The sequence below is a fragment of the Spirosoma daeguense genome (assembly GCF_054776875.1).
The window spans coordinates 18,821-43,262 of the sequence record NZ_BAAHBF010000012.1; the positions used below are offsets into that span (position 1 = coordinate 18,821).

22 protein-coding genes are annotated in these 24,442 nt (G+C 45.6%); 11 read left to right on the forward strand and 11 right to left on the reverse strand.

Translation table 11 applies throughout. The features are described from left to right. The first annotated feature begins 82 nt into the window (after positions 1-82). A complete protein-coding gene (locus ACYVD4_RS30875) occupies positions 83-1,048 on the forward strand; it encodes an RraA family protein (protein WP_460952188.1) in 966 nt (321 codons plus the stop codon). Positions 1,049-1,108: 60 nt separating this feature from the next. After that, a complete protein-coding gene (locus tag ACYVD4_RS30880; protein WP_460952190.1) occupies positions 1,109-2,041 on the forward strand; it encodes an RraA family protein in 933 nt (310 codons plus the stop codon). An 88-nt stretch (positions 2,042-2,129) separates the two neighbouring features. Here the strand turns inward: ACYVD4_RS30880 and ACYVD4_RS30885 are convergent, their stop codons facing one another. Together ACYVD4_RS30885 and ACYVD4_RS30890 are read right to left on the reverse strand one after the other, a co-directional pair. Beyond that, entirely contained in the window at positions 2,130-3,134 is a 1,005-nt protein-coding gene (locus ACYVD4_RS30885; protein WP_460952191.1) for a YpdA family putative bacillithiol disulfide reductase, read from the reverse strand. Between the two features lie 231 nt (positions 3,135-3,365). After that, entirely contained in the window at positions 3,366-6,605 is a 3,240-nt protein-coding gene (locus tag ACYVD4_RS30890) for an SdrD B-like domain-containing protein (RefSeq protein ID WP_460952192.1), read from the reverse strand. Between the two features lie 222 nt (positions 6,606-6,827). Here ACYVD4_RS30890 and priA point away from each other — a divergent pair, with 222 nt between their 5' ends. Both priA and pyk read left to right on the forward strand, forming a co-directional pair. Continuing rightward, positions 6,828-9,353, forward strand: coding sequence for a replication restart helicase PriA (priA, locus tag ACYVD4_RS30895; protein ID WP_460952194.1), 2,526 nt, complete (start codon positions 6,828-6,830; stop codon positions 9,351-9,353). 108 nt (positions 9,354-9,461) lie between these two features. Beyond that, positions 9,462-10,898: a pyruvate kinase gene (gene pyk / locus ACYVD4_RS30900; RefSeq protein WP_460952196.1), complete on the forward strand. Its 1,437-nt coding sequence runs from the start codon at positions 9,462-9,464 to the stop codon at positions 10,896-10,898. A 92-nt stretch (positions 10,899-10,990) separates the two neighbouring features. On the opposite strand, the gene ACYVD4_RS30905 is transcribed toward pyk, so the two are convergent. Continuing rightward, positions 10,991-11,617, reverse strand: a complete 627-nt coding sequence (locus ACYVD4_RS30905; RefSeq protein ID WP_460952198.1) for a 4'-phosphopantetheinyl transferase family protein — start codon at positions 11,615-11,617, stop codon at positions 10,991-10,993. A gap of 76 nt (positions 11,618-11,693) precedes the next feature. On the opposite strand from ACYVD4_RS30905, the gene ACYVD4_RS30910 reads away from it, so the two are divergent. From ACYVD4_RS30910 to folB, 3 genes are all read left to right on the forward strand, one after another. After that, entirely contained in the window at positions 11,694-12,596 is a 903-nt protein-coding gene (locus ACYVD4_RS30910; RefSeq protein WP_460952200.1) for a WD40 repeat domain-containing protein, read from the forward strand. 118 nt (positions 12,597-12,714) lie between these two features. Next, the gene (locus ACYVD4_RS30915) at positions 12,715-13,614 is read left to right on the forward strand and encodes a DivIVA domain-containing protein (protein WP_460952202.1); all 900 of its coding nucleotides are present in this window, start codon (positions 12,715-12,717) and stop codon (positions 13,612-13,614) included. 53 nt (positions 13,615-13,667) lie between these two features. Continuing rightward, the gene (gene folB, locus ACYVD4_RS30920; protein WP_460952203.1) at positions 13,668-14,018 is read left to right on the forward strand and encodes a dihydroneopterin aldolase; all 351 of its coding nucleotides are present in this window, start codon (positions 13,668-13,670) and stop codon (positions 14,016-14,018) included. A 101-nt stretch (positions 14,019-14,119) separates the two neighbouring features. Here folB and ytxJ read toward each other — a convergent pair whose 3' ends face one another. Both ytxJ and ACYVD4_RS30930 read right to left on the reverse strand, forming a co-directional pair. Continuing rightward, positions 14,120-14,449 carry a bacillithiol system redox-active protein YtxJ gene (gene ytxJ / locus ACYVD4_RS30925; RefSeq protein ID WP_460952205.1) on the reverse strand — a complete coding sequence of 110 codons (330 nt, stop codon included), beginning with the start codon at positions 14,447-14,449 and terminating at the stop codon, positions 14,120-14,122. Between the two features lie 65 nt (positions 14,450-14,514). Beyond that, complete coding sequence (locus ACYVD4_RS30930; RefSeq protein ID WP_460952207.1) at positions 14,515-14,814, reverse strand: phosphoribosylpyrophosphate synthetase; 300 nt, start codon at positions 14,812-14,814, stop codon at positions 14,515-14,517. Positions 14,815-14,873: 59 nt separating this feature from the next. Here ACYVD4_RS30930 and ACYVD4_RS30935 point away from each other — a divergent pair, with 59 nt between their 5' ends. Together ACYVD4_RS30935 and rsgA are read left to right on the forward strand one after the other, a co-directional pair. After that, positions 14,874-16,127, forward strand: a complete 1,254-nt coding sequence (locus tag ACYVD4_RS30935) for a 3-deoxy-D-manno-octulosonic acid transferase (protein WP_460952208.1) — start codon at positions 14,874-14,876, stop codon at positions 16,125-16,127. A gap of 6 nt (positions 16,128-16,133) precedes the next feature. Beyond that, positions 16,134-17,099 carry a ribosome small subunit-dependent GTPase A gene (gene rsgA / locus ACYVD4_RS30940; RefSeq protein WP_460952210.1) on the forward strand — a complete coding sequence of 322 codons (966 nt, stop codon included), beginning with the start codon at positions 16,134-16,136 and terminating at the stop codon, positions 17,097-17,099. 79 nt (positions 17,100-17,178) lie between these two features. On the opposite strand, the gene ACYVD4_RS30945 is transcribed toward rsgA, so the two are convergent. Together ACYVD4_RS30945 and ACYVD4_RS30950 are read right to left on the reverse strand one after the other, a co-directional pair. Then, entirely contained in the window at positions 17,179-17,784 is a 606-nt protein-coding gene (locus ACYVD4_RS30945; RefSeq protein ID WP_460952211.1) for a Uma2 family endonuclease, read from the reverse strand. 59 nt (positions 17,785-17,843) lie between these two features. Next, entirely contained in the window at positions 17,844-19,235 is a 1,392-nt protein-coding gene (locus tag ACYVD4_RS30950; protein ID WP_460952213.1) for a cystathionine beta-synthase, read from the reverse strand. A 331-nt stretch (positions 19,236-19,566) separates the two neighbouring features. Between ACYVD4_RS30950 and ACYVD4_RS30955 the strand changes: the two genes are divergently transcribed. After that, complete coding sequence (locus ACYVD4_RS30955) at positions 19,567-19,962, forward strand: hypothetical protein (RefSeq protein WP_460952214.1); 396 nt, start codon at positions 19,567-19,569, stop codon at positions 19,960-19,962. 56 nt (positions 19,963-20,018) lie between these two features. Here the strand turns inward: ACYVD4_RS30955 and ACYVD4_RS30960 are convergent, their stop codons facing one another. The 4 genes from ACYVD4_RS30960 to mce all read right to left on the reverse strand — a co-directional run bounded on the left by ACYVD4_RS30960 (position 20,019) and on the right by mce (position 23,934). Then, complete coding sequence (locus ACYVD4_RS30960) at positions 20,019-20,633, reverse strand: hypothetical protein (RefSeq protein ID WP_460952216.1); 615 nt, start codon at positions 20,631-20,633, stop codon at positions 20,019-20,021. Continuing rightward, positions 20,630-21,754: an AAA family ATPase gene (locus ACYVD4_RS30965; RefSeq protein WP_460952218.1), complete on the reverse strand. Its 1,125-nt coding sequence runs from the start codon at positions 21,752-21,754 to the stop codon at positions 20,630-20,632. Before ACYVD4_RS30965 ends, ACYVD4_RS30960 begins: the two co-directional genes overlap by 4 nt. 113 nt (positions 21,755-21,867) lie before the next feature. Next, positions 21,868-23,520, reverse strand: a complete 1,653-nt coding sequence (locus ACYVD4_RS30970) for a M1 family metallopeptidase (RefSeq protein WP_460952220.1) — start codon at positions 23,518-23,520, stop codon at positions 21,868-21,870. A gap of 6 nt (positions 23,521-23,526) precedes the next feature. Further along, complete coding sequence (gene mce, locus ACYVD4_RS30975) at positions 23,527-23,934, reverse strand: methylmalonyl-CoA epimerase (protein ID WP_460952221.1); 408 nt, start codon at positions 23,932-23,934, stop codon at positions 23,527-23,529. Between the two features lie 162 nt (positions 23,935-24,096). Here mce and ACYVD4_RS30980 point away from each other — a divergent pair, with 162 nt between their 5' ends. Continuing rightward, on the forward strand, positions 24,097-24,423 hold the full coding sequence (locus ACYVD4_RS30980) for a HesB/IscA family protein (protein WP_190887967.1): 327 nt from the start codon (positions 24,097-24,099) through the stop codon (positions 24,421-24,423). Positions 24,424-24,442: the final 19 nt, after the last annotated feature.

Genomic DNA, 24,442 nt, shown 5'->3' on the forward strand with positions numbered 1-24,442 from the left:
CCTATAAAATGTACAAATGCCAGTATTTTACTTATTCAATCGTCTTTTAACTATAGAACTAGCTTTAACCTTTTGCTTTCACATGAAGAAAATATTTAGACGTAACACATTAATAAAGAACGCATTACTTGGAATAGCTACTGCATTTTCAGTAGCAGTAACGGTGCAGGCGCAACGTATTGGTTCATCAGTTGAATACGTAACGGCTCTAACGTCCAACTGGAAAGGAGATCGACTGCCCGATGGTCGGCCCAACGTACCAGACCTCGTTCTGGAACGATTGCAAAATTGTACGCTGGAGCAAATCTGGGGGTATCTGGGAAACAAAGGATATCGGAATCAGGTCGAAAAAAACTGGGTTATTCTCAAACCTGGCGAAACGATGGCAGGGCGTGTTGTAACGGCTCAGTTTATGCCCACCCGCCCCGATCTCGATAGTCTGGTTCGGAAGCAGGGCAAAGCCGAAGGACGCGCTCAGAAAGGTGGCATTAACATCTGGCCCATCGATATTTTATCAAAAGGTGATGTATATGTAGCCGATGGCTATGGCAAAATCAAAGACGGTACGTTGATTGGATCAAGCCTTGGCAACGCCATTTACGGAAAAACTGGCAAGGGCGTTATTTTCTATGGTTCAGTACGTGATATGCAGGAATTGAAAGATACGAAAGGCTTCAACGCGTGGGTAAAAGGGCACGATCCATCATACATCAAGGACATGACGCCTACGTCGATCAATGCACCAATACGTATCGGCGAGGTGACGGTTTTCCCCGGCGACGTAGTGTTTGCCAATGAATATGGTGTCGTATTTATTCCGGCGCATCTGGTCGAGGGGTTGGTTTCGGCATCGGAAATGACCGCGCTACGTGATGAGTTTGAACGGGTATTGTTGCAGCAAGGCAAGTATCCATCTGGCGAAATTCACGGCGACTGGTCGGATAAAATAAAAGGTGAGTTTCGGGCGTGGGTGGGTAAATATCCCAAAAAACTGGCCATCACCGAAAAAGATATAGACGCTTATCTGGCGAAGGAAGGAAAGAAATAAGTCGAATTCTTGCTCCATATTGCCCACCTTAACGTATTTGCAACCATTACAACCGAATTCATGAAGTTTCGATTTGCCTACGTAGCGTCGCTTGCGGCCCTCCTCTTTCTTGAAAACTCAGCGTTCTCTCAAACCATTCCAAAAGAAGAACTGACATTTCTAACGGGTGAATGGAAAGGCGAACGTTTTCCGGATGGACGCCCGAAAATTCCGGATGCGTTGCTCGAACGAGCCAAAAAAATTGGTCTCGACGATGCCTGGACTGTCTTAAAAAACGAAGGCTACACCAATCAATATGAAGGCGGCTGGAAACTGATTCATAATGACGTACCGGTTATTGGTAGAGCAGTAACGGCCATGTTTATGCCGAGCCGACCCGATGTTGAAAAAGCCATAAAAGAACGGGGTACAACCAAACAGGGACGTAAAGGAAATACGAATGCCTGGCCTATCGAAACGCTAACCAAGGGTGATGTCTACGTAGCAGATGCCTACGGAAAAATTGGTGGTGGTACGTTGATGGGTGCTACGTTGGGCAATGCGATTTTCAGCAAAACGGGCAATGGTGTCGTTTTTCACGGAGCCGCCCGCGATTTGCAGGAGCTGGAGAACATAAAAGGTTTCAATGCATTTGTCCGCGATTTTCACCCTTCGTTCATCGAAGAAATGGTCTTGATGGGTCTGAATGCGCCAATCCGGATTGGAGCCGCTATGGTAATGCCCGGCGATTTGGTTATTGCGCAACGTGAGGGCGTATTGTTCGTACCGGCGCACATGGCCGAACAGGTGATTACAACCTGCGAATTTGTGACCCGTAAGGATCAGTTCGGTTTTGAAGCGGTAAAATCAGGGCGTTACACAACGGGTCAGATCGACAGTCAGTGGACCGACGAAATCAAAACCGAGTTTCTGAAATGGCTCACCCAACACCCCGAACTGGGCACCATGACCCGAGCCGAACTCGACAAAGTGATGAGCAAGCGCACCTGGTAAGGCTCCGACAGGCTCTGGCTGTCGAATTTAAGTAAATAATGCGTTTTCGCATAACCGACAGCCAGAGCCTGTCGGAGCCTGTGACGATTTAAATCCGCTGGATTAGCTCAGCGACTTTATGCACTTCGCGACCCATGATATGGTCGATAATGGCCTGGGCATGTTCCCGGCCATTTTCTATAAATACCTTTTCCGTATAAATACCCGCCAGCACCGTACCACAGACGTAGAGACCAGGAATGTTCGTTTCGAACGTTTCTTTGTCAAACACCGGTACTTGGGTTTCGGTATTGAGTTCAATACCACACCGACGTAGTAACTCGGCATCAGGAACGTAGCCCGTCAGGATAAACACGAAATCGGCAGGAATCTGCCTTTCTTCACCGCTTTTCAGGTTCGAAACCGTTACGTTGTGTTCGTCAATGTGCGTTACGCACGAATCAAACATCGTTTTGATTTTCCCTTCTTTTACGCGATTTTTCACGTCGGGGACGAGCCAGTATTTTACCGTACTTCGAAAATCTTCGCTACGGTGCACAACGGTTATGTTCACATCGTGCCGATACAATTCTAAAGCCGCTTCGACCGCTGAGTTCGACGCACCGATAATCACTACGTTGGTAAATGAATATTTAAATGGCTCGTCGTAATAATGCGATACGTGAGGCAAGTTTTCGCCGGGAATATTGAGCCAGCGCGGATGGGTGAAATAACCCGTTGCCATTATAACTTTTCGGGCCTGATACGTATCACTAGCTTTTGTTGTAATAGTGAACAAATCGTTCTCTTTACGAACGTCCCATACCTCCTGAAATAGCTTGAAATTCAGTTTGTAATAGGCCGCTGCTTTCCGGTAATACTGAAGCGCTTCGTCGCGACTGGCTTTTACGCCCGAAATGGAAAACGGCAAGCCGCCAATTTCGATATTTTCGGCCGTTGAGAAGAACCGCATCCGGCGCGGATACTGCCGTATCGATTCCGTCAGGCTTCCCATTTCCAGAATTAAATGGCTCAGACCGGCTTTTGCCGCTTCTATACCAGCAGCCAGTCCACATGGACCGCCACCCACAATAATTACATCGAATACCTGCATTATTTCGTCCCAAAAACGACTAACCTATGTCAGAAAACAGTATCAATTCCTGCTATTAGCAAAAAATCGCCTGTTAAGGCAACGATTCCCTAGCCACAAAGATTCCTACGGAACGTAACAAGTATATAACCCAAAGACCTGCCAGAATTCACCCTGATACGTATAAAACAAGGAAACGGCTTAGACATGCTACGTTGTCTAAGCCGTTTCTTCTATTGAAACAAACAATACTTACCGCCTTATTCGGCTAATGGTTATCGGTAAACAATGGGAGTCATCACAAGGTGGAGCCGAGTTTGGTGGTGTTAGCTCAACCGACATCGATATGGAACATCTATTAACGGCCGTTGCCGTAACTGTGTATATGCCTTCAACGCTCACAGGAGGCTCCGCTTCGGTGCTCGTGAAACCATTGGGGCCAGTCCAGAGTAACGTAGCACCCGGAGCATCAGCAAACAGATAGGCAGTACAGTTTGCGCAAATTTTCACAGCACCAGTAGCGGTAAGAGTCGGTTTTACGGTATCAGCCGCTACGGTCACTGAGGTTACGGCCGTTTGGCCGGGGCAGTCAAGATTCGTTGCTGTCAGACTATAAATGCCTGCTAGCGAAACAGATACATTCTGCTGATTACTACTAAAGCTCGACGGCCCAGCCCATACGTACTGAGCCGAAGTAACTGGAGTTCCATTCGTGTAACGAGCCTGCCCTTCCAGCAAGGTATATAGTTGACTACAACTGAGGTTTCCGGCTGTTGCCGTGAGTGAGAAGTTTGGTGCAATCTCAATTACGGTTTCGTCGGTCTGTCGACAGGCCGGATTTTCAGGCGTGGGAAAAACAATGGCGTATACGTACTGTGGAGCCCCACTCGCCGTATTGATAGCTGGATTATAGATAATCGCCCGATTGTTGGTGTCGGGTTTTACCGTGCCTAATATAGTACCGCCACTGCCGTACATTGCTGTACCCGATTGCGGGCTGCTGAAGACCACAAATCGGATGGAGTCGACCCGACTCAAATGGTTGCCCGTTGCTGAAATCGAATCAATCGTTATGTTCGGGCAAATACCTATTGTATCTTTTTCTGTCGACAATTCCGGACAGGAGTACATCGATAAATCGTATGTAAAATCATTTTGTCCAACATCGAGGGTGGTTACCTCAATGACGGCGGAATTACCAACTAACTTTGCATTGGAATCGCGTAAATTTCCCTCAGTGAAATCAGATCGGTTGGCTGGAGAGAGGCTGTAATGACGTTGCCCAACAGCCGATTCTCTGGCTCCTTTTGCCCGAACGCCCAAACGTCCACCAGCCTGCGCAATGGGTTTAGTACTTTCAAGTGTAATATCCAGCAACGGTAACTGGACGGTATCCATCCGGATTTCATACTTGTGCGCGAATTTCAATCCTCCCTGAACGTTCGTGTTATTAAAGTAGAACTGCCCTCCATCGCGGGTGGTTTGCGTACTAACTAATGCGCCACCATTTTCCATGTCATGCAGGGTCAATACGACACCATCGACACCGGGTTCATACGCATCCTGAATACCATCGCGATTATCATCGAACCAAACCCGGTTTCCAATTTCAATCGGTGCTACGTCGCATAGGGCTCTCGTATCGCCAAGACCGGCGGCTTTGCCGAACGAACCAACCTGCTGTGTATAAATAACGTAATTCCTGTTTTCAGCGCCATTTACATTACTAAACACCTTTAGGCCAGCCGATTGAAAAATATTATCAATTGGATCAAAAGCAGACGTAACAACTTCATTGTAACCCGGAATAACGACCAAAGCACCGTTTGTAACTTCGGAGTGGGCAACATGTCGAATAAAAAACCAATCGTCGTGCCCATAAAATTCACCTCCACCGGGGCCTTCATTGTTGGCAACACCACTGCCCGTTCGGTCTCCAGCTATACCATTGCTTTCGAGTACGTAATCGCCATTATGAATGTAGGCACGTAACAAATCTCCCCCCGTGAAGCCATTATAAAGGCCATTTCCCTGTGGGTCATGGTTTACCAAACCTGCCAGATACCCAAAGCGGTCCATAAAACCAATCAACATAGAGCCATCATCATCAAACGCAAGGCTGCTCAGGATGGGCTGAGGAAACATCACAAACGTAGGATTTTGGCCTAGTCCGCAGGTTTCTGGCCATGCGTTTGTCCAGGGAAGCCAATGGTCATATTTTGTACAGGATCTGTCTGGATCAAGAGGATCAAACGTTCCATCGGCTGATCCACGCCGAAAATCGAGCGGAAACGCAAAAATTTCTTCGAAAACAGGATTCGCCACTGCCGGATCAAAGCGGTAGATCGTAGCTTTTAAATCGGCCTGCTGCTGTGATGTTTCGGCCGAACAGATAACCCCCACATAGACTTTGCCATGATAAAATTTCACAGCCCACGGCCGGAAATCACCATTCGAACAGCCAGGGTCTGGAATGTTCCAAGATTTAACATCGGCCGCAGTTGGTGTGCGTCCCGGCGAATCAATAAATATTCCATATAACTTTCTGTCTTTTAGATTGATAAGATATAATGTCTTATCATCCTCAGAAAGGTCCATTCCACCAATACTCGAACGACCCATTGCCTCCATAGGCCCTGCATCGACACTTGGCTGCGTTTTATCGCCAAACAACCCACTGTGCGGATCGTCGCCAGTATCGATACCGATCGTTTTTAAATCGACAAAATTAGTGGTTATGCCTGTAGCAATATCCGTAGTATATATTCCACCCGAACCCAAAGGCCCGAAACTCATGTGTCGTTTGATAACCGCACTGCTATATAATTTCTTCGACCGACGTTGAAAGGCTAACCCCCAGGTAGATCCTGTTTGCTGACCTACCGCCAAACTACCAATCGGATAATTAGATGGGCTGGCTATACCATTGGCATCATACGAAACCCGGATAAGCGTATTACTTCGGGCCGCTTGTCTATCTTCCGGTACTGGATTTCCATCTTTATCGGTCGTGATCTGTGTGTTGCCATTCACATAAATAGGAAGTGCTAACTCAACTCCGGAAGACTGGCAATAATCTGACGGATAATTAATACCTACGTTTACATTGGTAGCTGGCGATTTCGCAAACTGAACAGTAGTAGAACTATTAGCGCCATAAGGCCCGTTGTAATAGCCTGTTGGCAGGTTCGTGAATTCGATACGTACAGGCAAACCCGCAGGCACATCTGCGCCGGAAAACGAATATTCACCCGCACTATTCGTAACGGTAACAATAGGCGTTTTACTCAAATCGACGAAGGCATGAACGGTAACGCCCGAGATTCCTGTTTCGATAGGAAGCGTGTCAGAGCGAATGCCATTCAGGTTGAAATCACGAAAAACAACCCCGCTGACCTGAGCCTGCACGCTTGTTACTATACATAAACCCAGAAAGAAATAGATACAAAATGCCCTTTTTAAGAGGGCTCCTAATGCGTAGCTTTGTTTCATAGATGCGGCTGTTAGCAATCCAATTCAGGCAGTCGTATTAGTATCCGAATGTGTAACCACTAACTCTACGAGCCAACAGATTAGGTAGCAATAAGACCGTACTATTGCTTTACAAACAACCTACAACACATCATTGAGATACTAAACGACTTCTTAGTAAACAAAATCTTTGCCAGAATACCGCTATTTGCCCATTTACCATTATTTATAGACTTACTCACCGTGGATGACCAGCTCAATACGTTGTTTTCATCATTTGATAGCGACGAAGTAACTTTTTTTGCCGACCTGATTCTACCTATTCCAGTACCGCGTTTGTTTACGTATAGGGTTCCGAGAGGCATGGCCGAGCTTGTCAAAATTGGTGCCAGAGTGATTGTTCCGTTTGGAAAAAAAGATGGTCGCGTCTTCACAGCCATTGTTGCCCGTCTGCATAATTCACCACCTTCCGCTTATCAGGCACGTTATATAAATGAAGTACTCGATGAATATCCTTTAGTGACTGGTTATCAGCTTGAAATGTTTCGCTGGATGGCAGAATATTACATGTGCTGCATTGGCGAAGTAATGAACGTAGCACTGCCATCGGGCTTAAAAATTTCCAGCCAGTCGAAGGTTCAGTATAACCCCGATTTCGATTATCCTGAACTACTTACCGAGTTCGAAGCCGTTTTGCTCACTGAGTTAAAAAAACATCCAGCCTTATCTTATGAAGAACTGGGGCGGCTAGCAGGCGAGGGCAGTAACGTACCGTCGCTAATCAAGTCGCTGGTTGGCAAGAAAGCTGTGATTGTTTTTGAAGAAGTCCGGGAAAAATATATCCCCAAAATGGTACGTAAGGTACGTCTGCACGCTACGTATGAAGAACGGGAGCAATTGCTTGTTTTGTTGAATCGGCTCGAAAAATTGCCTAAGCAACAGGAAGTGGTGATGCGTTACCTACGCTACGTTCCGATGCAGCATAATCCGACACTGAATCAAAAAGGATTAGATAAAACCATTCTCAATCAGGATGATGAACTCTCACAGTCGTCGTTAACTACCTTGATTAAGAATGGCGTTTTTGAAACATTCGAAGTCATTCAGCCACGTTTCGCCAGCAACTTATCACCACAGGCCGAAATAAAGCTAACCGATTCGCAGCGCGCGGCTTCGCAACGGATTATGCAGCAGTTCGAAAGTCAAAATGTTGTGCTGCTTCACGGTATTACGGGTAGTGGAAAAACGGAAGTATACATCGACCTGATTCAGCAGGCACTGGCGGGAGGCTCTCAGGTACTCTATTTACTTCCCGAAATTGCTCTGACTACGCAGATTGTGGTACGTCTGCAACGCGTTTTTGGCGACAAGATGGGCATTTACCACTCCAAATTTTCGGATAATGAACGAGTTGAGGTATGGAAAGGCGTAGTATCGGGCCAATATCAGTTTGTTGTCGGTGTACGTTCATCGGTGTTTTTACCGTTCGATAACCTCGGCTTAATTATCGTTGATGAGGAACACGAAACCAGCTATAAGCAACATGACCCAGCTCCCCGTTACCATGCCCGCGACGTAGCAATAATGCTGGCTCACTGGCAACAGGCGAAGGTTTTGCTGGGTTCAGCTACGCCTTCGCTCGAAACGTATTTTCAGGCCAAACAGGGTCGCTACGGTCTGGTCGAATTATTTCATCGGTTTGGCGATGCTACGTTGCCAAACATTATGCTGATCAATACGCAGCAGGAAAAACGGCAGAAAACGATGAAAAATGAGTTTTCGTCGGTGCTGTATACCGCGCTGGAAATGAATCTGGAACGGAAGGAACAAAGTATTCTCTTCCAGAACCGACGTGGCTATTCGCCTTATATGCAGTGCGAAGATTGTGACTGGACTGCCGAATGTAACAACTGTGCCGTTAGCCTAACGTATCACCAGCGCGATGCCGAACTACGTTGCCATTACTGCGGCCATAAAGATCCGGTACCACGTATCTGCCCGGCCTGTGGCTCCACAAAAGTACGTACCGTTGGCTTCGGTACCGAAAAGCTCGAAGATCAGTTGCAGATTTTCTTCCCCGGCTTGCGGGTGCTACGTATGGATTTGGATACGACACGCGCCAAAAATGCGTACCAGCAAATTATTCAGGAATTTGAGGGAGGTCAGGTCGATATTCTGGTTGGCACGCAAATGATTACCAAAGGGCTGGACTTCGACAATGTGAGTCTCGTCGGTATTTTCGATGCTGACCGACTGATTCATTTTCCCGATTTCCGGGCAACTGAACGTGCCTTTCAGATGCTCACGCAGGTGAGCGGACGTGCAGGTAGACGCGCTGGTAAACAGGGAACGGTGTTAATTCAAACCCGAAATCCGCAACAGCCAATTCTGCAAAAAATCATCACCAACGATTATAAAGGTCTTTTCGACGAAGAAATTCAGGAACGGCAGGATTTCAATTATCCACCTTTCTCCCGCCTGATTAAACTCACCGTTCGCCACACCGACAAAATTATCAGCAGCCAAGCCGCTCAACGCCTAGCCGCCGAACTGACCGATGCGCTGGGTAGCAGCCGCGTTTTAGGTCCTGAAGAACCACTAGTCGAACGGATTCGGAACCAGTTTTTATATGATATTCTGATAAAACTAGAACGTGACAAAGTGAACGTAAAGGCGGTTAAAAATTATATTCAGGAACGTATCAACGACATCCTTACCGACAAAGGTTTGCGTCAGGTAAGCATCGTGGCCGATGTGGATTGTTTGTAAGAACATACCAGTTCTTGTAAAATTTCCGTAAAACAGACTGTTTATTAGTCCATACGGTTATTTTTGCACCGGCTTCTGGCCAATTTTGCCCAATTTTTTCAGCCCCTCATGTCTAAGAAAACCAAGATTGTAGCCACCGTCGGCCCGGCTTCTGAAACCAAAGAACAATTACTGGCCCTGGCTAAGGCTGGTGTCAACGTATTCCGGCTCAACTTCTCTCACGGCACTCACGAAGACCACCTTCAGCGGCTTACGCGCATCCGCGAAATCAATGAGGAATATAACCTTAACCTATGCATTTTACAGGATTTACAAGGACCTAAAATCCGCATTGGTAACGTCGAAAATAAAGACGGCGTTATGATTGTTCCCGGTCAGGAACTCGTCTTTACCAACGACGACGTTCTGGGCACTGCCGAACGGGTTAGTACACCTTACAAGGATATGTACAAAGACGTACATGCTGGTGAGCGTATTCTGATGGACGACGGTAAGCTGGAAGTGCGCGTACTACGTACCGAAGGGACTGACGTAGTGACCGAAGTTGTGTATGGAGGCCCTATGAAGTCGAAAAAAGGGGTTAATCTTCCAAACACGAAAGTGTCGATGCCCGCTGTTACCGATAAAGACTGGACCGACCTCAAATTCGGACTGGAGCATGACGCCGAATGGATTGCTCTTTCGTTTGTTCGGGAAGCGTCTGAAATCATCGAAATTAAAGAATACATCAAGGCTCAGGGTAAGAAAAGCCGCGTTATAGCTAAAATTGAAAAACCTGAAGCTATTCAGAACATTGACGAAATTATCGCTGCTACCGACGGTCTGATGGTAGCTCGTGGCGATCTGGGCGTAGAACTTCCAGCCGAAGAAGTGCCGATGATTCAGAAAATGCTGGTTGAGAAATGTAACAAAGCAGCCAAACCTGTTATCGTGGCTACGCAGATGCTCGAAAGCATGATTGATGCTCCCCGGCCAACCCGCGCAGAAATCAACGATATTGCCAATTCGGTAATGGATGGTGCTGATGCCGTAATGCTTAGCGCCGAAACAGCATCGGGTAAATATCCGATTCTGGCAGTTGAAAGCATGGCCAATACTATTTTACAGGTAGAAACTTCTACAGATAAAATTTACTACCGCTATCACGCACACGTCAATGAAGAGCCTTCCGAGAACGTAATCAACGACAACGTAGTGATGAGCGCCTGTCGGTTGGCCCGCGATACAAAAGCAAAAGCCATTATCGGAATCACAAACTCAGGTTATACGGCAGTACGTATCTCGCATCACCGCCCTAAAGCCGACCTGTACGTATTCTCGAACGACTCTCAGCTACGTAATACGTTAGGTTTATATTGGGGAGTGCAGGTATTGCCTTACGAACCCGACCTTAATCTGACGGTTGACCAGACAGTTGAAGGCATTAAACAAACGCTGATTAGTCAGGACAAGCTGAAATCTGGCGATATTTTTATCAATACGCTTAGCATGCCGTTAACCCAGTCGCGCCGAACCAACACGGTAAAACTGAGTACGGTCGATTAATAAAATAGGCTCCGACAGGCTCTGGCTGTCGGCGAGTAATCCTCACGTCCCCGATAGTCTCTCAACTGTCGGGGATTTTTTCTATGTGCAAATCAATATGCAACCGCCAGTAGACCCGGCCCAATACGAAGACATTTAATCTGTAATTTCTCTGAGTGATCGGGAAGACGAACATGGCCAATAAGCTGCTCGGCACTGTCGATGAATGGCTCTACGTGCAGATGCTCCCGAAACGAAAGCTGACGTTTTCCATACAGTTTATACAGAGCCTCTTTGGCACACCAGTATACAGCTAACCGGTTAGGATCACCAAGCGCATCAGCAATCTCAGTTTCGGACAAAACGCGAGGTACTACCCGTTTAAACTGCTCACGAATTGGCTCAATATCAATACCAACTGGCCTCGACCGATGTAGCACGGCAGCTGCCCAACCACTCGTGTGCGACAGTGAAATATGCCAGGGCGCACCAATCAGATGGGGTTTGCCAAATTCATCCTTATGTAATCCTGCGTATGGTAATCCCTGCGCCTGAACCAATTGCTGAATAGCAACCCGACAGGCCAGCCATTCTACACGCTGGGCCGGATGGCTAATGGTAGCGAGTTCTTCCTCTTCCGCAACTGTAAGGGGAAGATTTGTCCGTAATGTCGGTTCATCTTCCGTTATGGCACGAAGAGTAGCAATGCAGTCGTTATGTATTTCTATCTGAAAAGTCACAAATCAAAAGTCGGAAGTAGCTGGACAAAAAGAAAGGTTTATCGACCTTTGATGCGAACTTACATTAATTAATTGCGTGATCGTAGAAAAAATTGACACCTTCGGCGGCCATCGTGACTGTGTGTATACACTTGTAGAGGGCCCTTCTGACAACCAATTCTTTTCGGCTGGTGGCGATGGGCAGGTTGTTTGCTGGACGTTGAGCCGACCCGACCTTGGCGAATTAGTGGCTAGTGTTCCAGCCTCCGTATATGCATTGGCGTATCAGGTTAATACAGGGTTATTATGGGTTGGTCAGAACTATGAAGGATTACATTTAATAGATCCTATCCAGAAAAAAGAAGTCAATTCTATTAAGCTTACGTCGGCCGCTATTTTCGACATAAAACTGTATAAAAACGACGCATTTGTGGCACTGGCCGACGGCGTTGTTGCTGTTCTCGACGCCAACCAGCTCATTGTTCGAAAACACCTGAAAGCCTCTAATCAATCGGCACGCAGCGTAGCAGTCAATCCAGTTGAGCGAGAATTTGCCGTAGGTTACAGTGATAACGTAGTACGTATTTTCGATTTAGAGACATACGAACTCAAGCGAACCCTAACGAATCACACCAATTCAGTATTTACAGTAGCCTACTCACCTGATTTTCGTTTCCTGATCACGGCAGGCCGCGATGCCCATTTTAAGGTATGGGCCGTAGAAAACAAATATGAACTTCAGCAGGACGTAGTGGCTCATATGTTTGCCATTAACCATCTGGCTTTCAATCAGGACGGAACTTTATTTGCGACCGCCAGCATGGATAAATCCATTAAAATATGGGATACCGAAACGTATCGTTTGTTAAAGGTTGTCGACAGGGCTCGCCATGCGGGCCACGGTACGTCGGTCAACAAACTACTTTGGGCGGGGCAGCCAGAGCAACTTATATCGGCTAGCGACGACCGGACTATTTCGGTATGGAAATTGATGAACTGATTATGATTTATGTAACAATAGCTCAATTTTCTGACTATTTGTTGTAAAATCCGTAATATGGACGTTATTTCACCTTATCTGAGTCAATCAGCATCAAACCAAAACCCTAAGCGCACCAATGAAAATTACGCCAATCGAAATCCGGCAACACACATTTGAGAAGGCGTTGCGCGGCTATAAACCTGATGATGTTGACGCATTCCTGATCTCGTTATCACAGGAATGGGAACGCGTAACCGGTGAACAAAAGATGTTAAAAATGCAGCTTGAGCTGGCTGAGAAAGAGCTAAACAAGCTGAAGGAAGTAGAAATGACGCTGTTTCGAACACTCAAAACGGCAGAAGATACTAGTGCCCAGATTACTGAACAAGCCAACCGGGCGGGCGAACAACAAATTGCTGATTCTCGTCAGAAAGGCGATGAAATCTTGGCCGAAGCACGTAAAAAAGCTGCATTGCTGGTTCAGGATGCTGAAAATCAGGCGCGCTATTTAAAAGACAATATCCTGAACGATCTGAAAGCACTGGAGCATGATTTTAAAGCGCTGGAAGGCTACAAGGAGAATCTGGCAACGCAAATTCGAACATTGGCAACCAATGCGGTCGATAGCGTTGATCGTTTCGAAAAGAAATTTGCCCGTCAAAATCTGAAAGGTAAAATTGATGAAGTAACCGACCAGATTCACGAAGAAATAAAAGCAGAAAACGAAAAAGCCGCTCAGGCTGAAGTTGTCAACGGAGTACCATCAGAGCCAGAAACTCCGGCTGAGCCTGTTGCAGAATTACCTCCTCTAATCGAACGCGAAACATCGATTCCCGAAGCGATTCCGGTTGATGAAACCGTGGTCGAAAAGCTTGATGAAGCAATAGATGAATCACAGGCAGGCTTGTCAGAAACTGCGCAGGAATCGGCAACAGAGGCCGAATCGTTCGTATCGGACTCTGTAATGGCCGAAACAACTACGTCTAAACCCGAAGAACAACCGAAGAAAGGCGGGTCATTCTTCGACCAAATCTAAAGTACAGTTACTACGTCTATAGCTGTTCTTTCGGCAGACGTACACGCTACGTTATGGGAACAATTGCGTTAGAAGGACTTGAATTTTTCTCCTATCATGGTTTTTACGATGAGGAGCAAAAAATTGGCAATAAATATTCTGTAGATATTATCGTTAATGCCGATTTCTCAGACGCAGCTCGGCTCGATCGTCTGAGTGCTACGGTCAATTACGAAGATATTTACCGAATTACGGCTACTGTTATGAAGAAGCCCGCGCGGTTGCTTGAGCACGTAGCCCACCAAATCATTCAGGAAATACGCACGAAATACACAGATATAGAAAGTATCGAAGTCAGTGTATCGAAATTTAATCCGCCCATTGGCGGAGTTTGTCACCGGGCACGTATTACGCTGAAAGAATAGTTGTATAGTAGTAGGAGCGAGGAGTTAGAATCCAGCTGGTTGCAATATATCTTGCGCCACCTATTCTCACTCCTAACTCTTCGCTCCTACTACTAACAAAATCATACCGCCTGCTGTAGGCCAGCGAACGAAATAGACATGTGCGACGCATCGTAAACGCATTCGCCATTACGTATCAGCAAAACCTGTGGCGATTCGTGCTGAACGCCAAATTCACGCTCAATTTGGTTCGATACTGGTCGGTTAGCCAGCAAATCAAGATAGTAAGGCTTTACCCCAAGCTGCTCGCTCCAGTTACGTTCCATGCGGCTTAGTGCCATGGCGCTGATAGAACAACTGGTGCTGTGCTTGAAAATCAAAATGGGCTGTGTAGCCGATTCTTCTTTGATGGTTTCAAGCTGGGTATCGTTCGTTAACTTATTCCAATTCATTGCTTTAACAAAACTATTCAGTGGGTATAAAAGCTATTTTTCGTCTGAAAAGTTCGTCATTTATTCTAACGTACACGTAGCTTTTCAGCCATCTCTGGCGATACTGCTTCTGAATAAGGGCCGTAAGCATCTACCAACGTACCGCGCTGCCCATCTTTGCCCTCAATAGCATATAATACGGCTTCATCGCCGGGATCGGTATTACCTTCGAAACGATATACATCAACAATATCAAAATCAGCAGGATTAAGCTCAATATCGTCTTGCTGGCACTTTATACAGGTTTCTTTCAAGTTATAATCGCGGGTAAACCCTTGCTTACGCAGGCCGTCTAATGCTTCTGTCAACGTATCGTAGGTATTCATGAATGGAGGATTTGCTGGTGAGTTCGTAGCTTTGCGAATATAACTAATCACTTATTCGCTTGTTTACTGGATTCTATAATGCTGGCATAAGTATTTACCAAACCCTGGCACGGTTAACAGCCCCGTTCAATCAGAAAGCAAAGCAATGGGTAACCGGTCGGCGAAACTGGTCAACGAAACTTACGGCTTTCCTTGCTGGAAACGCTCAGCCAATAGCCTGGTTCCATGCGGCTTCGTTAGGCGAGTTCGAGCAGGGGCGCCCCGTGATGGAAGCTTTCCATGAACAATATCCGGACTATAAAATTCTGCTCACGTTTTTTTCCCCGTCGGGCTACGAGGTACGTAAAAATTACGCCGGTGCCGATTACATCATGTACCTTCCGGCCGATACGCCTGCCAACGCTAAACAGTTTGTGGAATTAGTAAAACCAGATATTGCGTTCTTTATCAAGTATGAGTTCTGGTACAATTATCTCCGTGAGCTAAAAGCACACTACGTTCCTGTTGTCTCGTTCTCAACCATATTTCGTCCAAACCAATTATTTTTCAAATCGAACGGTGGACCGATTTCGAAGTTTTACAGTAGCCTTCTGCATTACTTCGACCATATTCTTGTTCAGAATCAGGAATCCGTTGACTTGTTATCGTCAATCGGTATAACTAACGTAACACTCGCTGGCGATACGCGTTTTGACCGGGTAGCGCAGGTGGCGGCTTCGAAAAAAGATATTCCGATAGCACATGCATTTAAAAACGGACAGCCTTTGCTGGTGGTTGGCAGCGCGTGGCAGGCCGATATGGCTGTTCTAATACCATTTATCAATCAGTTTGCCAAGCCATTAAAAGTAATTGTTGCCCCGCACGAAATTCACGACGATGAAATTGAACGATGGCGAGCACAGTTAACAAAGCCATCGGTTCGTTTTTCGCAGACAAACGTAGTAGATATACAGAACGCCAATATATTATTTATCGATAATATCGGGATGCTCACATCGCTCTATCAATACGGTGAATTTGCCTACATTGGTGGGGCTTTTGGAAAAGGATTGCATAACATTCTGGAGGCTGCTACGTTCGGAATGCCCCTGTTTTTCGGTCCGAACTACGCGAAATTTCAGGAAGCCGTCGATCTGATCAACGAAGGAGCCGCATTTCCAATTCGTGATACGTTGGAACTTCAGAATGTATTTACAAATCAATACGCAAACCCTATCAAGGCTACCCGTATTAGTCAGGCTTATGTGCAACGGAACATTGGCGCAACAACAAAGGTTATGCAGGTTGTAGATCAATTTTTAAAGAGCGAATAAACTTTTTTGATTCGCTCTTTCACTCTTTCATTCTTTCACTCTTTGAATTACAACGGATTAGTTATACGCTCTACGGGTTCATGGTACGATGTTCGTGACCCAGATGGTCATGTTTTTCAGGGCCGCCTAAAGGGCAAATTCAAAATAAAAGGGCTGAAAGTTACCAATCCAATTGCCGTTGGCGACAAGGTGGCTTTCGAAATAGAAGACGTAACCGAAAACACGGCTGTTATTACGGATATTGCCCCGCGCGAGAATTACATTATTCGCCAGTCGGTCCACAAAACGGCACACGGCCATATTCTGGCAGCCAATATCGACCAGGCTGTTCTGCTTGCTACGTTAACCTTACCGCGCACATCGCTTGGTTTTATCGACCGTTTTCTGGTTTCGGCCGAATCGTTTCGAATTCCGACCGTGGTGGTTTTTAATAAGACAGATATTCTGAATGAAGACGGACTAGCCTATCAACAGGAAATCATGGAGATGTATGAACAGATTGGTTACACCTGTCTCGCTACGTCGGCTATGGAGGGCGAAGGTGTTGATACGTTCCGGCAACTTCTCGATCATAAAGTTACGTTATTATCAGGGCATTCGGGAGTTGGGAAATCATCGCTCGTTAACGCCATTTCGCCTGATCTTAACCTACGTACCAACGAAGTATCGACGTTTGCGAATAAAGGAGTACACACTACTACGTTCGCCGAAATGTTTGAACTGGCTCCTGCTACGTTCATCATCGATACGCCGGGAATAAAGGAGTTAGGCTTAATCGATACGTCGAAGGAAGAAATTGGCCACTATTTTCCCGAAATGCGCGACCGGCTGAACGAATGTCGTTTTCATAACTGCCTACATATCAACGAACCCGGTTGCGCCATTAAAGACGCCGTCGCCGAAGGCGAAATCGCTGAAAGCCGCTACATGAGCTATTTGAGCATGATGGAAGGCGGAGATAATCGGCGATAATATGGAGAATATATATGAAGTATTATGTACGATGTATTTCTTAATCGTACTTCATATATCATACCTAATACTTCATGCATCAAATAGCCCCTTCTTCGGTCAGAATAGCCGCTACGTTCAGCGTTACGTTGTCGATAACCGGAATAGTGCTATCCCAATTTAAGGTGAGCCAGTTCTCGCCTTTTGTAGCGACGAGTACTTTCTGCGATTGAGTTGTAATCCAAATAACGCGCTCTGTGCCGAAATCAAGCATAGCCTGCGTCTTTTTGTGAATATAATCCTGCTCCATAGCCGGAAACGCTTCGAGGTCTACTTTGATATCGACCTCTATCACAACTTTCGGCGCTACGTCGAAGAATTTACCCTTAACCGTTACGTCTTCTTTCGCAAAAACGGCGATATCATTGGAAAGATTATCGCCAACCTGCATGTGCAAACCGGGCTCGTTGGTCACAACCCAATACGCTTTACGATTTATCTGGTTTCCCAAGTATAAATGTAAAGCTGAGACAATAATTGCCTGTAAATCACTACAACCCATAATTTCGCCGGGAGTTTTTCGCTTTGCCAATACGTCCTTATACCCTTTCCGATAGAGAGGGCGCCCATTGAGTGTTTCATAAATCAGGAAGGAAGGTATTTGCTGCGAGGCCGCAAGCGTCGGAGTTGCTGCTTCTGTTGCCATAGCTTTATGCTTTACACAATACTACAATTTTCCAAGATTAGTTGACTACTGATTTTACATTAGTTTGTCATTGCCGCTAGCAAATCGGCCTGTGTTATGATATGCACCTGCTCTTTTTCGTCGCGAACAAGTAAGGCTTTGTTATCACGGTCGATTAGTGACGAGAGCGCGTCGATGGTGTTGTCCAGACCGACAAATTTGAACGGTTTGTCCATTACCTCGCTTACCGGATGTTCTTTTATTGTTGGATCTTCGATGAGCTTCGTTAAAACCGTTGAATCGGTTAGACTGCCAACGATGTGGCCGTTTTCGTCGGTAACCGGAATCTGGGAAATGCCATAACGGTTCAGGATGTGAATAGCCTGACTAACCGAAACACCAGAGCCCACCGTTGTCAGCGATGACTGTCGGCTGGCACCATTTCCGTTTTTGTGATGGATAATGTCGCGGGCGGTTTTAAAGGCGCGGTCTTCCAGAAAGCCGTGATCTTTCATCCACGTATCATTGTATATTTTGGCGAGATATCGCGTACCGTGGTCGGGAAGCAGAATCACCAGTACGTCGGAATCGGTCATATTTTCGCGTGCCCATTCGAGTGCGCCGTGTACCGCCGTTCCGCACGACCAACCAACAAATAAGCCTTCTTCGCGCGACAGCCGTCGGGCCATAATAGCCGCATCCTTATCCGTTACTTTTACGAAATGATCGATCAGGCTGAAATCGACGTTTTGCGGTAAAATATCTTCGCCGATACCTTCGGTCATGTATGGGTAAATTTCGCCTTCGTCGAAAATGCCTGTTTCCTTATACTTTTTAAATACCGAACCATACGTATCAAGACCTATGGACACTACGTTCGGATTCTTTTCTTTGAGAAATTTCGACGTACCGCAAATGGTACCGCCCGTACCAACGCCAGCCGCAAAGTGCGTGATTTTGCCGTCGGTATCGCGCCAGAGTTCGGGGCCGGTAGTTTCGTAATGTGCAGCCGTGTTGGCCGGATTATCGTACTGATTCGGGTAAAGCGAGTTCGGAATATCGCGATTGAGTTTCTTAGCGACCGAATAATACGAACGTGGATCGTCGGGCGCTACGTTGGTAGGGCACACAACAACTTCAGCACCAACCGCCCGTAGAATATCTATTTTCTCTTTCGACTGCTTATCGGCCATCGTGAAAATGCATTTATAGCCTTTTCCAATAGCGGCCAATGCCAGCCCCATTCCGGTATTACCACTCGTTCCTTCAATGATAGTGCCACCGGGTTTCAATACGCCCCGTGCTTCGGCATCTTCAATCATACGAATGGCGATACGGTCTTTCACCGAGTTTCCGGGATTGAAATATTCGACTTTCGCCAGAATCGTTCCCGGAATACCCTTCGTCACTTTATTGAGTTTAATCAGGGGCGTGTTGCCAATTGTATCGATGATGGAATTGTAGAAATTCATAGTTGTTACGTTCGTTGATGTTATCTGTGGCTTTGTATCCAAATTAACGGTTAAATCGGTGACTTCGTTTGAAGATCATTGCTACGTATAAAGCAAAGTACGCCTAACCTACTGTTTTTGAACCTATAAGAAACTCTCATTCTATAGATTCCAGACAAAAATGGCTTTTGAGGAACATAGCACTAACATTAGCCAATCACTCTACTACTGAATTTACACCATTCATAAGGCTTTTCCGACAGTCTATACTAATCCCGATTCACAAACGATTTTTACCGCCATACCTTTGACATGTTCTTTCAAAAAACATAACAACAAATACATAACACACATGAAAACCTTTGCTAAATCCCTTATCGCTGCTGTATTAATAAGCACTGCTACGTTTGCCGCCCCAGTTAAACCAGCCGCAAACCCAACTGCCACCACCGATTCGTATAAAGTTGCCGTATTCCCTTCGGCCATTGCATCGAAACTGAACGTATTCGTAGAACGTGAACCCGGTAAAGCAATGATCGTAGCGCTGAAAGCAAAAGATGGTTCGTTACTGGCGAAACAGTTGGTGAGTAAAAAACAGGGCAACTTCCACTTCAAGTTCGACATGGCAGAACTGGAAGACGGCACCTACCAGGTTGAAATCGTATCGGGCGACGACGTAACTATTCACCCCGTTACGTTATCGACAAAAGCCGCCGAAACATCAGCCCGCACGATCACGCTGAAGTAATCAGACGATATACGTAATAGAAAAGCCACGGCTCTCAGGCTGTGGCTTTTTCGTGTTTATTGATAGCTCTCCAGAAATGTTTTGACCTGTTGATGGAAGTGTTTAAAGCTTCGGGATTGCTTAGCTAACTCATCGAAGTCCGCACTTTCAGCTATATTTTTAGACATTTGGTCCATGGCAGGTCCATTATCTCTGCCATTATAAAGCAACTTCTTCAATTCATTCTGCTGCTTACTTTCAAGGCTGTTTGGATTAGCTTTGTTAACCAGATTTATTTTGTAAGCTTGGTATATTAACCATTGCTCAATGGCTTGAACTGTGACAAAACAGATAATCTTATCGCTATATTTTTTGTATATCTTACCTAATGCTTTGATTATTTGTTGACATTCATCATAATGCAAAGGTTGCTCTATATCATGGTCTGCGGTATCTAAATCAACGCCAATTATAATAAGTGGATGATTTTGAAGGATAGCTATCGAAGTAATAGTTTCTGCTTCTTTAAGAACTTTTGTTTTACCTGCAATTTGACCTTTAAAGCCTAGTTTGCTAGGTACTACCTGAATTCCATATTTTTCAGCAACCAACCGTAAATACATTGGTATAAATCCATATTCGGCGTAGCCTTCAGCAATCAGCGTGTAATCCAGTCGTTTATTTTTGTTCATTGTACGTCAGTTGGCACACCACCGATTAAACCATACATCCAGTATTCACCAAGGTTAGACGTAAGATCAATTTTATCTAAGCCTAGTTCATCACTTTTCTGATTTGTAGGCTCAATAATATCCTTCTGCAGATTCCGAACTTCTGTAGCACCCGTTTCATCATTTTTATCAAAAACAAATACAGATTCTGGCATTGATGAAAAGGCGTTCACAACATGTTCGTTGTGAGTAGTCATAACAATCTGTACATCATTCTCTTCCGCTAATTGAAATAAAAATTTCATTACTTCCCAGATTCTTCTAGGGTGAATTCCCTTTTCTGGTTCTTCCAAAAGAAGGAGTTTAGGCGGATTAGGCTGGTTAATAATACAGAGTAGCGAGAGGAAATAAAGAACCCCTTCTGATACTTCATTAGCCCAGTAACCATGATCTTCTTTATCGAAGAAGCGTAACCCTAATAAACTGTCAGAACCAACTTTTACTGGTGGCAAAGTGAAATAGGCAATCTCAGCTATGCATTTAGCTAAATCATCCTGAATGCGCTTAGCATTTCGTTTAAAGTTAGAATCTACATAATAATAGAAAGAGATAAGGTTAGAGCAATCAGGAGCAAGTGATACTCCTTCCGCTGAGAATTTAACCTGCTGTATTAGTTTAGATGGATCTGGTCTAAATATTTTCGTGTTCTTAAAATCAAAAAACTCTCTTCTATGTCCTCCTAAAACCTCAATATCCAGTTTTTGTCCATTTTCATTAAAAAACCAATCATCTATAATTGTCTCTACAAAAGATGAATCTCCGTTGTTTGTTATTGTATACTTTTGAGTATAATGATAGATTTTGTCGGGATCAGCATTATATCTCTGAGACATATACCCTTCAGGGTCCGGCAAGAAATCAAATTCGTAATTAATATCAACAGCTTGATGCTTGAAGCTAATTGCTTCTAAGTCAGAAATATTTTGGGACATTAGGCCACCACCTATTGCAAAAGACTCCAGTGCCTTCAAAAAATTCGTTTTGCCGGAATTGTTGGGACCGATAAGGAGGTTGACTTTTTGAAGGTCAAGCGTTACGTCTTTTAGGCTTTTGAAGTTCTGAATGGAAACGCGCTTGAGCATGGCCAGTTCTTATTTAATTATGCCGGAAACAGGATTTTGTGTTTTAGGCGTACTCTATTAGTCGCTTCTCGACTCAAACAGAAAGATTCTGTTTGGGCCTTTAAGTTAGGAATTTACTTTCCCATTTGTACGGCCCGCATCAGTACAGTGTTGTCGGGGTCGATGGTAACGGCGGCTGGTTTTGTCGCCATCGGTACGGTGAATGTTTGGTTCTGCCCGGTCATGTTCAGACGGGCGGTTCGGCTGAGTTCACGGCCACGTGCATCCCTAATACTGAACGTGAGTGGTACGGCAAAAAACGCGCCCGTTTTCTGGGCTTGACGAACGTCGATGACCAACGCTTTTTTAGCATCGTCGTAACTGGTTCCCCAGACAATTTCGGGGTAGCCCGGCTGATAAAGCCATTGCTGGAAAAACTGCCCTAGCTTTTTGCCCGATACGTTCTCCATAACCGCTTGCAAATCGCTGGATTGCGCGTTCTTGTTCCGAAACTTCTCGTAATACGCCCGAACGCCTTTCCAGAACGTATCGTCGCCGAGTTCACTACGTAGCATGTGCAATACCCAGCCGCCTTTCTGATACGAATTTGGATTCAGCAAATCCATTAAATCACTAGCGGTCGAGTCGACAATTGTGCCTTTTGGTTTGAGCGCGGAAAAGCGGAAAATCTGGCCTTTGTTCTGATTCAGAACAGCGTTGAGCGTGTCTTTTCCGTAAGCATGTTCGAGATAAAGGGCCGAGAAATACGTAGCAAAACCTTCACTCAGCCACAACTGCGACCAATCGGATTCGGTGGCGGAGTTACCAAACCATTGGTGGGCAATTTCGTGAGCCAGTAACGCTTCAACGTCGGAGTCTTTATGACCTACAATTACCCGTTCATTATAAAAAATACAACTGGCATTTTCCATCCCACCGAAAATAGTTGTCGACTCTACGTTCGCCAATTTTTCGTAAGAGTAAGGGCCAATTTTATTGATGAAATATTGCAGGATTTCTTTAGCAGGTCGGTAGTCGATAAAGCCCTTCTGGCTATCATTCGGGTAAAGCCAGCTTTGCACCGGCACACCACCCACCGAACCAACTTCTTCAACCGCAAACCGAGCGGCACCAATCACCATCACCTTCGTTGGAATGGGCGTGCTTTCCTGCCAGCGCGTCAGTTTTCGACCATTCGGCAAATTACTTTCACCCATAAATTTCCCATTAGCGATCACGCGATACGTAGCAGGCGCATTGACCGCAAACGAGCAGGTCGCTTTGTCAGATGGATGGTCAACGACGGGCAGATAGTTACGGGCATTATTGGGCCAGTTATCACCAAAAAAAGTACGCTCGCCAAATTTATTTTTACTGATAATCAAGCCCTTTTCGGGAATTCCTTCGTAACGTATCGTCACTTCAGTTGGCTGATTAGGAGCCGCCGGAAGGTTGATAAATACGCGATTGTTACGTTGGTTGAACGGTGCTTCTTTGCCATCGGCCAGCGATACGCTACGTACTTTCATTCCGGTAGCCACTGAATCCGGTTTTCCACCGATAAGGTCGAACCAAACACTCTGGCGGTCGTCGGCGCGGGTAAAACGGATAGTCGCTTCGCCCTTAATCTGGTTGGTAGAATCGCTCAGCGTAATTGTAAATGCGTAATTCAGGACATCGACCCCCGGCTGGGTAAATCGGGCTGTATAACTCGTCTGTTGCCCGCAGGCAAACGTTGTCACAAAAACAAGGGCTATTGCCCAAAAACCATTACTCGTTTTCTTCATTTCGTGTTACTCCTTAATTTCCTGACACAGTTCTACCAGCACGCCATTCGTACCTTTTGGATGCAGGAAACACACTAGTTTATTATCGGCTCCACGTTTTGGAGCTTCGTTCAATAACGTAAAACCTTCTGCTTTTAGCCGCGTCATTTCGGACTCAATGTCTTCTACTTCAAAGGCAACATGGTGAATTCCCTCCCCTTTTTTCTCCAGAAACTTTGCTATCGGGCTATCGGGATTCGTGGCTTCGAGTAATTCTATTTTCGTCTGATTGATCTGAAAAAAGGACGTAGTGACGCCTTCTGAAGCTACGGTTTCAGCCTTATAAGGCGCTACGTTCAGCAGTTTGCTAAACAACTCGTTCGATGCGGCTATATCGCGAACGGCAATACCGATATGTTCAACGTTGGTAAGCATACTTTTCTCAGGTTAATCGGAATTGCCCGTAAGTTATCATAAACAATGGGCGTGTTTAGCAGGAAACTTTTCTGAAACGGCAAAAGTTACTTATACGGTACTGCAAACCTACGAATGCATGACCAAATCATTATTCAGTTGTTCTAATAGATAAAGTCTGTCATGGTTACGGTTTCGGAAGTTGCGAAAAACAAAATAATTGAGCTACGGCAGAAAGATGGCCTTGCCGACGAATATGCGATCCGGGTAGGTGTGCAGGGCGGAGGTTGCTCAGGGCTGATGTATGACCTACAATTTGACGCTACCCAGCAGCCAACCGACCATGTGGTTGAAGACAAAGGCATTAAGATTCTGGTAGACCGGAAAAGTCTGCTCTATCTGGCTGGTACAGAACTCGATTTTTCGGATGGTTTGAACGGCAAAGGTTTCCAATTCAAAAACCCGAACGCTAGTCGCACCTGCGGTTGTGGTGAGAGTTTCGCCGTCTAAGATTCAGATTTATAGATTT

Excerpts from the sequence above, each read along its gene's own strand:
- ACYVD4_RS30875 (WP_460952188.1), top strand. The coding sequence starts at position 83 with ATGAAGAAAATATTTAGACGTAACACATTAATAAAGAACGCATTACTT.
- ACYVD4_RS30880 (WP_460952190.1), top strand. The coding sequence starts at position 1,109 with ATGAAGTTTCGATTTGCCTACGTAGCGTCGCTTGCGGCCCTCCTCTTT.
- ACYVD4_RS30885 (WP_460952191.1), bottom strand. The coding sequence starts at position 3,134 with ATGCAGGTATTCGATGTAATTATTGTGGGTGGCGGTCCATGTGGACTG.
- ACYVD4_RS30890 (WP_460952192.1), bottom strand. The coding sequence starts at position 6,605 with ATGAAACAAAGCTACGCATTAGGAGCCCTCTTAAAAAGGGCATTTTGT.
- pyk (WP_460952196.1), top strand. The coding sequence starts at position 9,462 with ATGTCTAAGAAAACCAAGATTGTAGCCACCGTCGGCCCGGCTTCTGAA.
- ACYVD4_RS30915 (WP_460952202.1), top strand. The coding sequence starts at position 12,715 with ATGAAAATTACGCCAATCGAAATCCGGCAACACACATTTGAGAAGGCG.
- folB (WP_460952203.1), top strand. The coding sequence starts at position 13,668 with ATGGGAACAATTGCGTTAGAAGGACTTGAATTTTTCTCCTATCATGGT.
- ytxJ (WP_460952205.1), bottom strand. The coding sequence starts at position 14,449 with ATGAATTGGAATAAGTTAACGAACGATACCCAGCTTGAAACCATCAAA.
- ACYVD4_RS30930 (WP_460952207.1), bottom strand. The coding sequence starts at position 14,814 with ATGAATACCTACGATACGTTGACAGAAGCATTAGACGGCCTGCGTAAG.
- ACYVD4_RS30945 (WP_460952211.1), bottom strand. The coding sequence starts at position 17,784 with ATGGCAACAGAAGCAGCAACTCCGACGCTTGCGGCCTCGCAGCAAATA.
- ACYVD4_RS30950 (WP_460952213.1), bottom strand. The coding sequence starts at position 19,235 with ATGAATTTCTACAATTCCATCATCGATACAATTGGCAACACGCCCCTG.
- ACYVD4_RS30955 (WP_460952214.1), top strand. The coding sequence starts at position 19,567 with ATGAAAACCTTTGCTAAATCCCTTATCGCTGCTGTATTAATAAGCACT.
- ACYVD4_RS30960 (WP_460952216.1), bottom strand. The coding sequence starts at position 20,633 with ATGAACAAAAATAAACGACTGGATTACACGCTGATTGCTGAAGGCTAC.
- ACYVD4_RS30965 (WP_460952218.1), bottom strand. The coding sequence starts at position 21,754 with ATGCTCAAGCGCGTTTCCATTCAGAACTTCAAAAGCCTAAAAGACGTA.
- ACYVD4_RS30970 (WP_460952220.1), bottom strand. The coding sequence starts at position 23,520 with ATGAAGAAAACGAGTAATGGTTTTTGGGCAATAGCCCTTGTTTTTGTG.
- mce (WP_460952221.1), bottom strand. The coding sequence starts at position 23,934 with ATGCTTACCAACGTTGAACATATCGGTATTGCCGTTCGCGATATAGCC.
- ACYVD4_RS30980 (WP_190887967.1), top strand. The coding sequence starts at position 24,097 with ATGGTTACGGTTTCGGAAGTTGCGAAAAACAAAATAATTGAGCTACGG.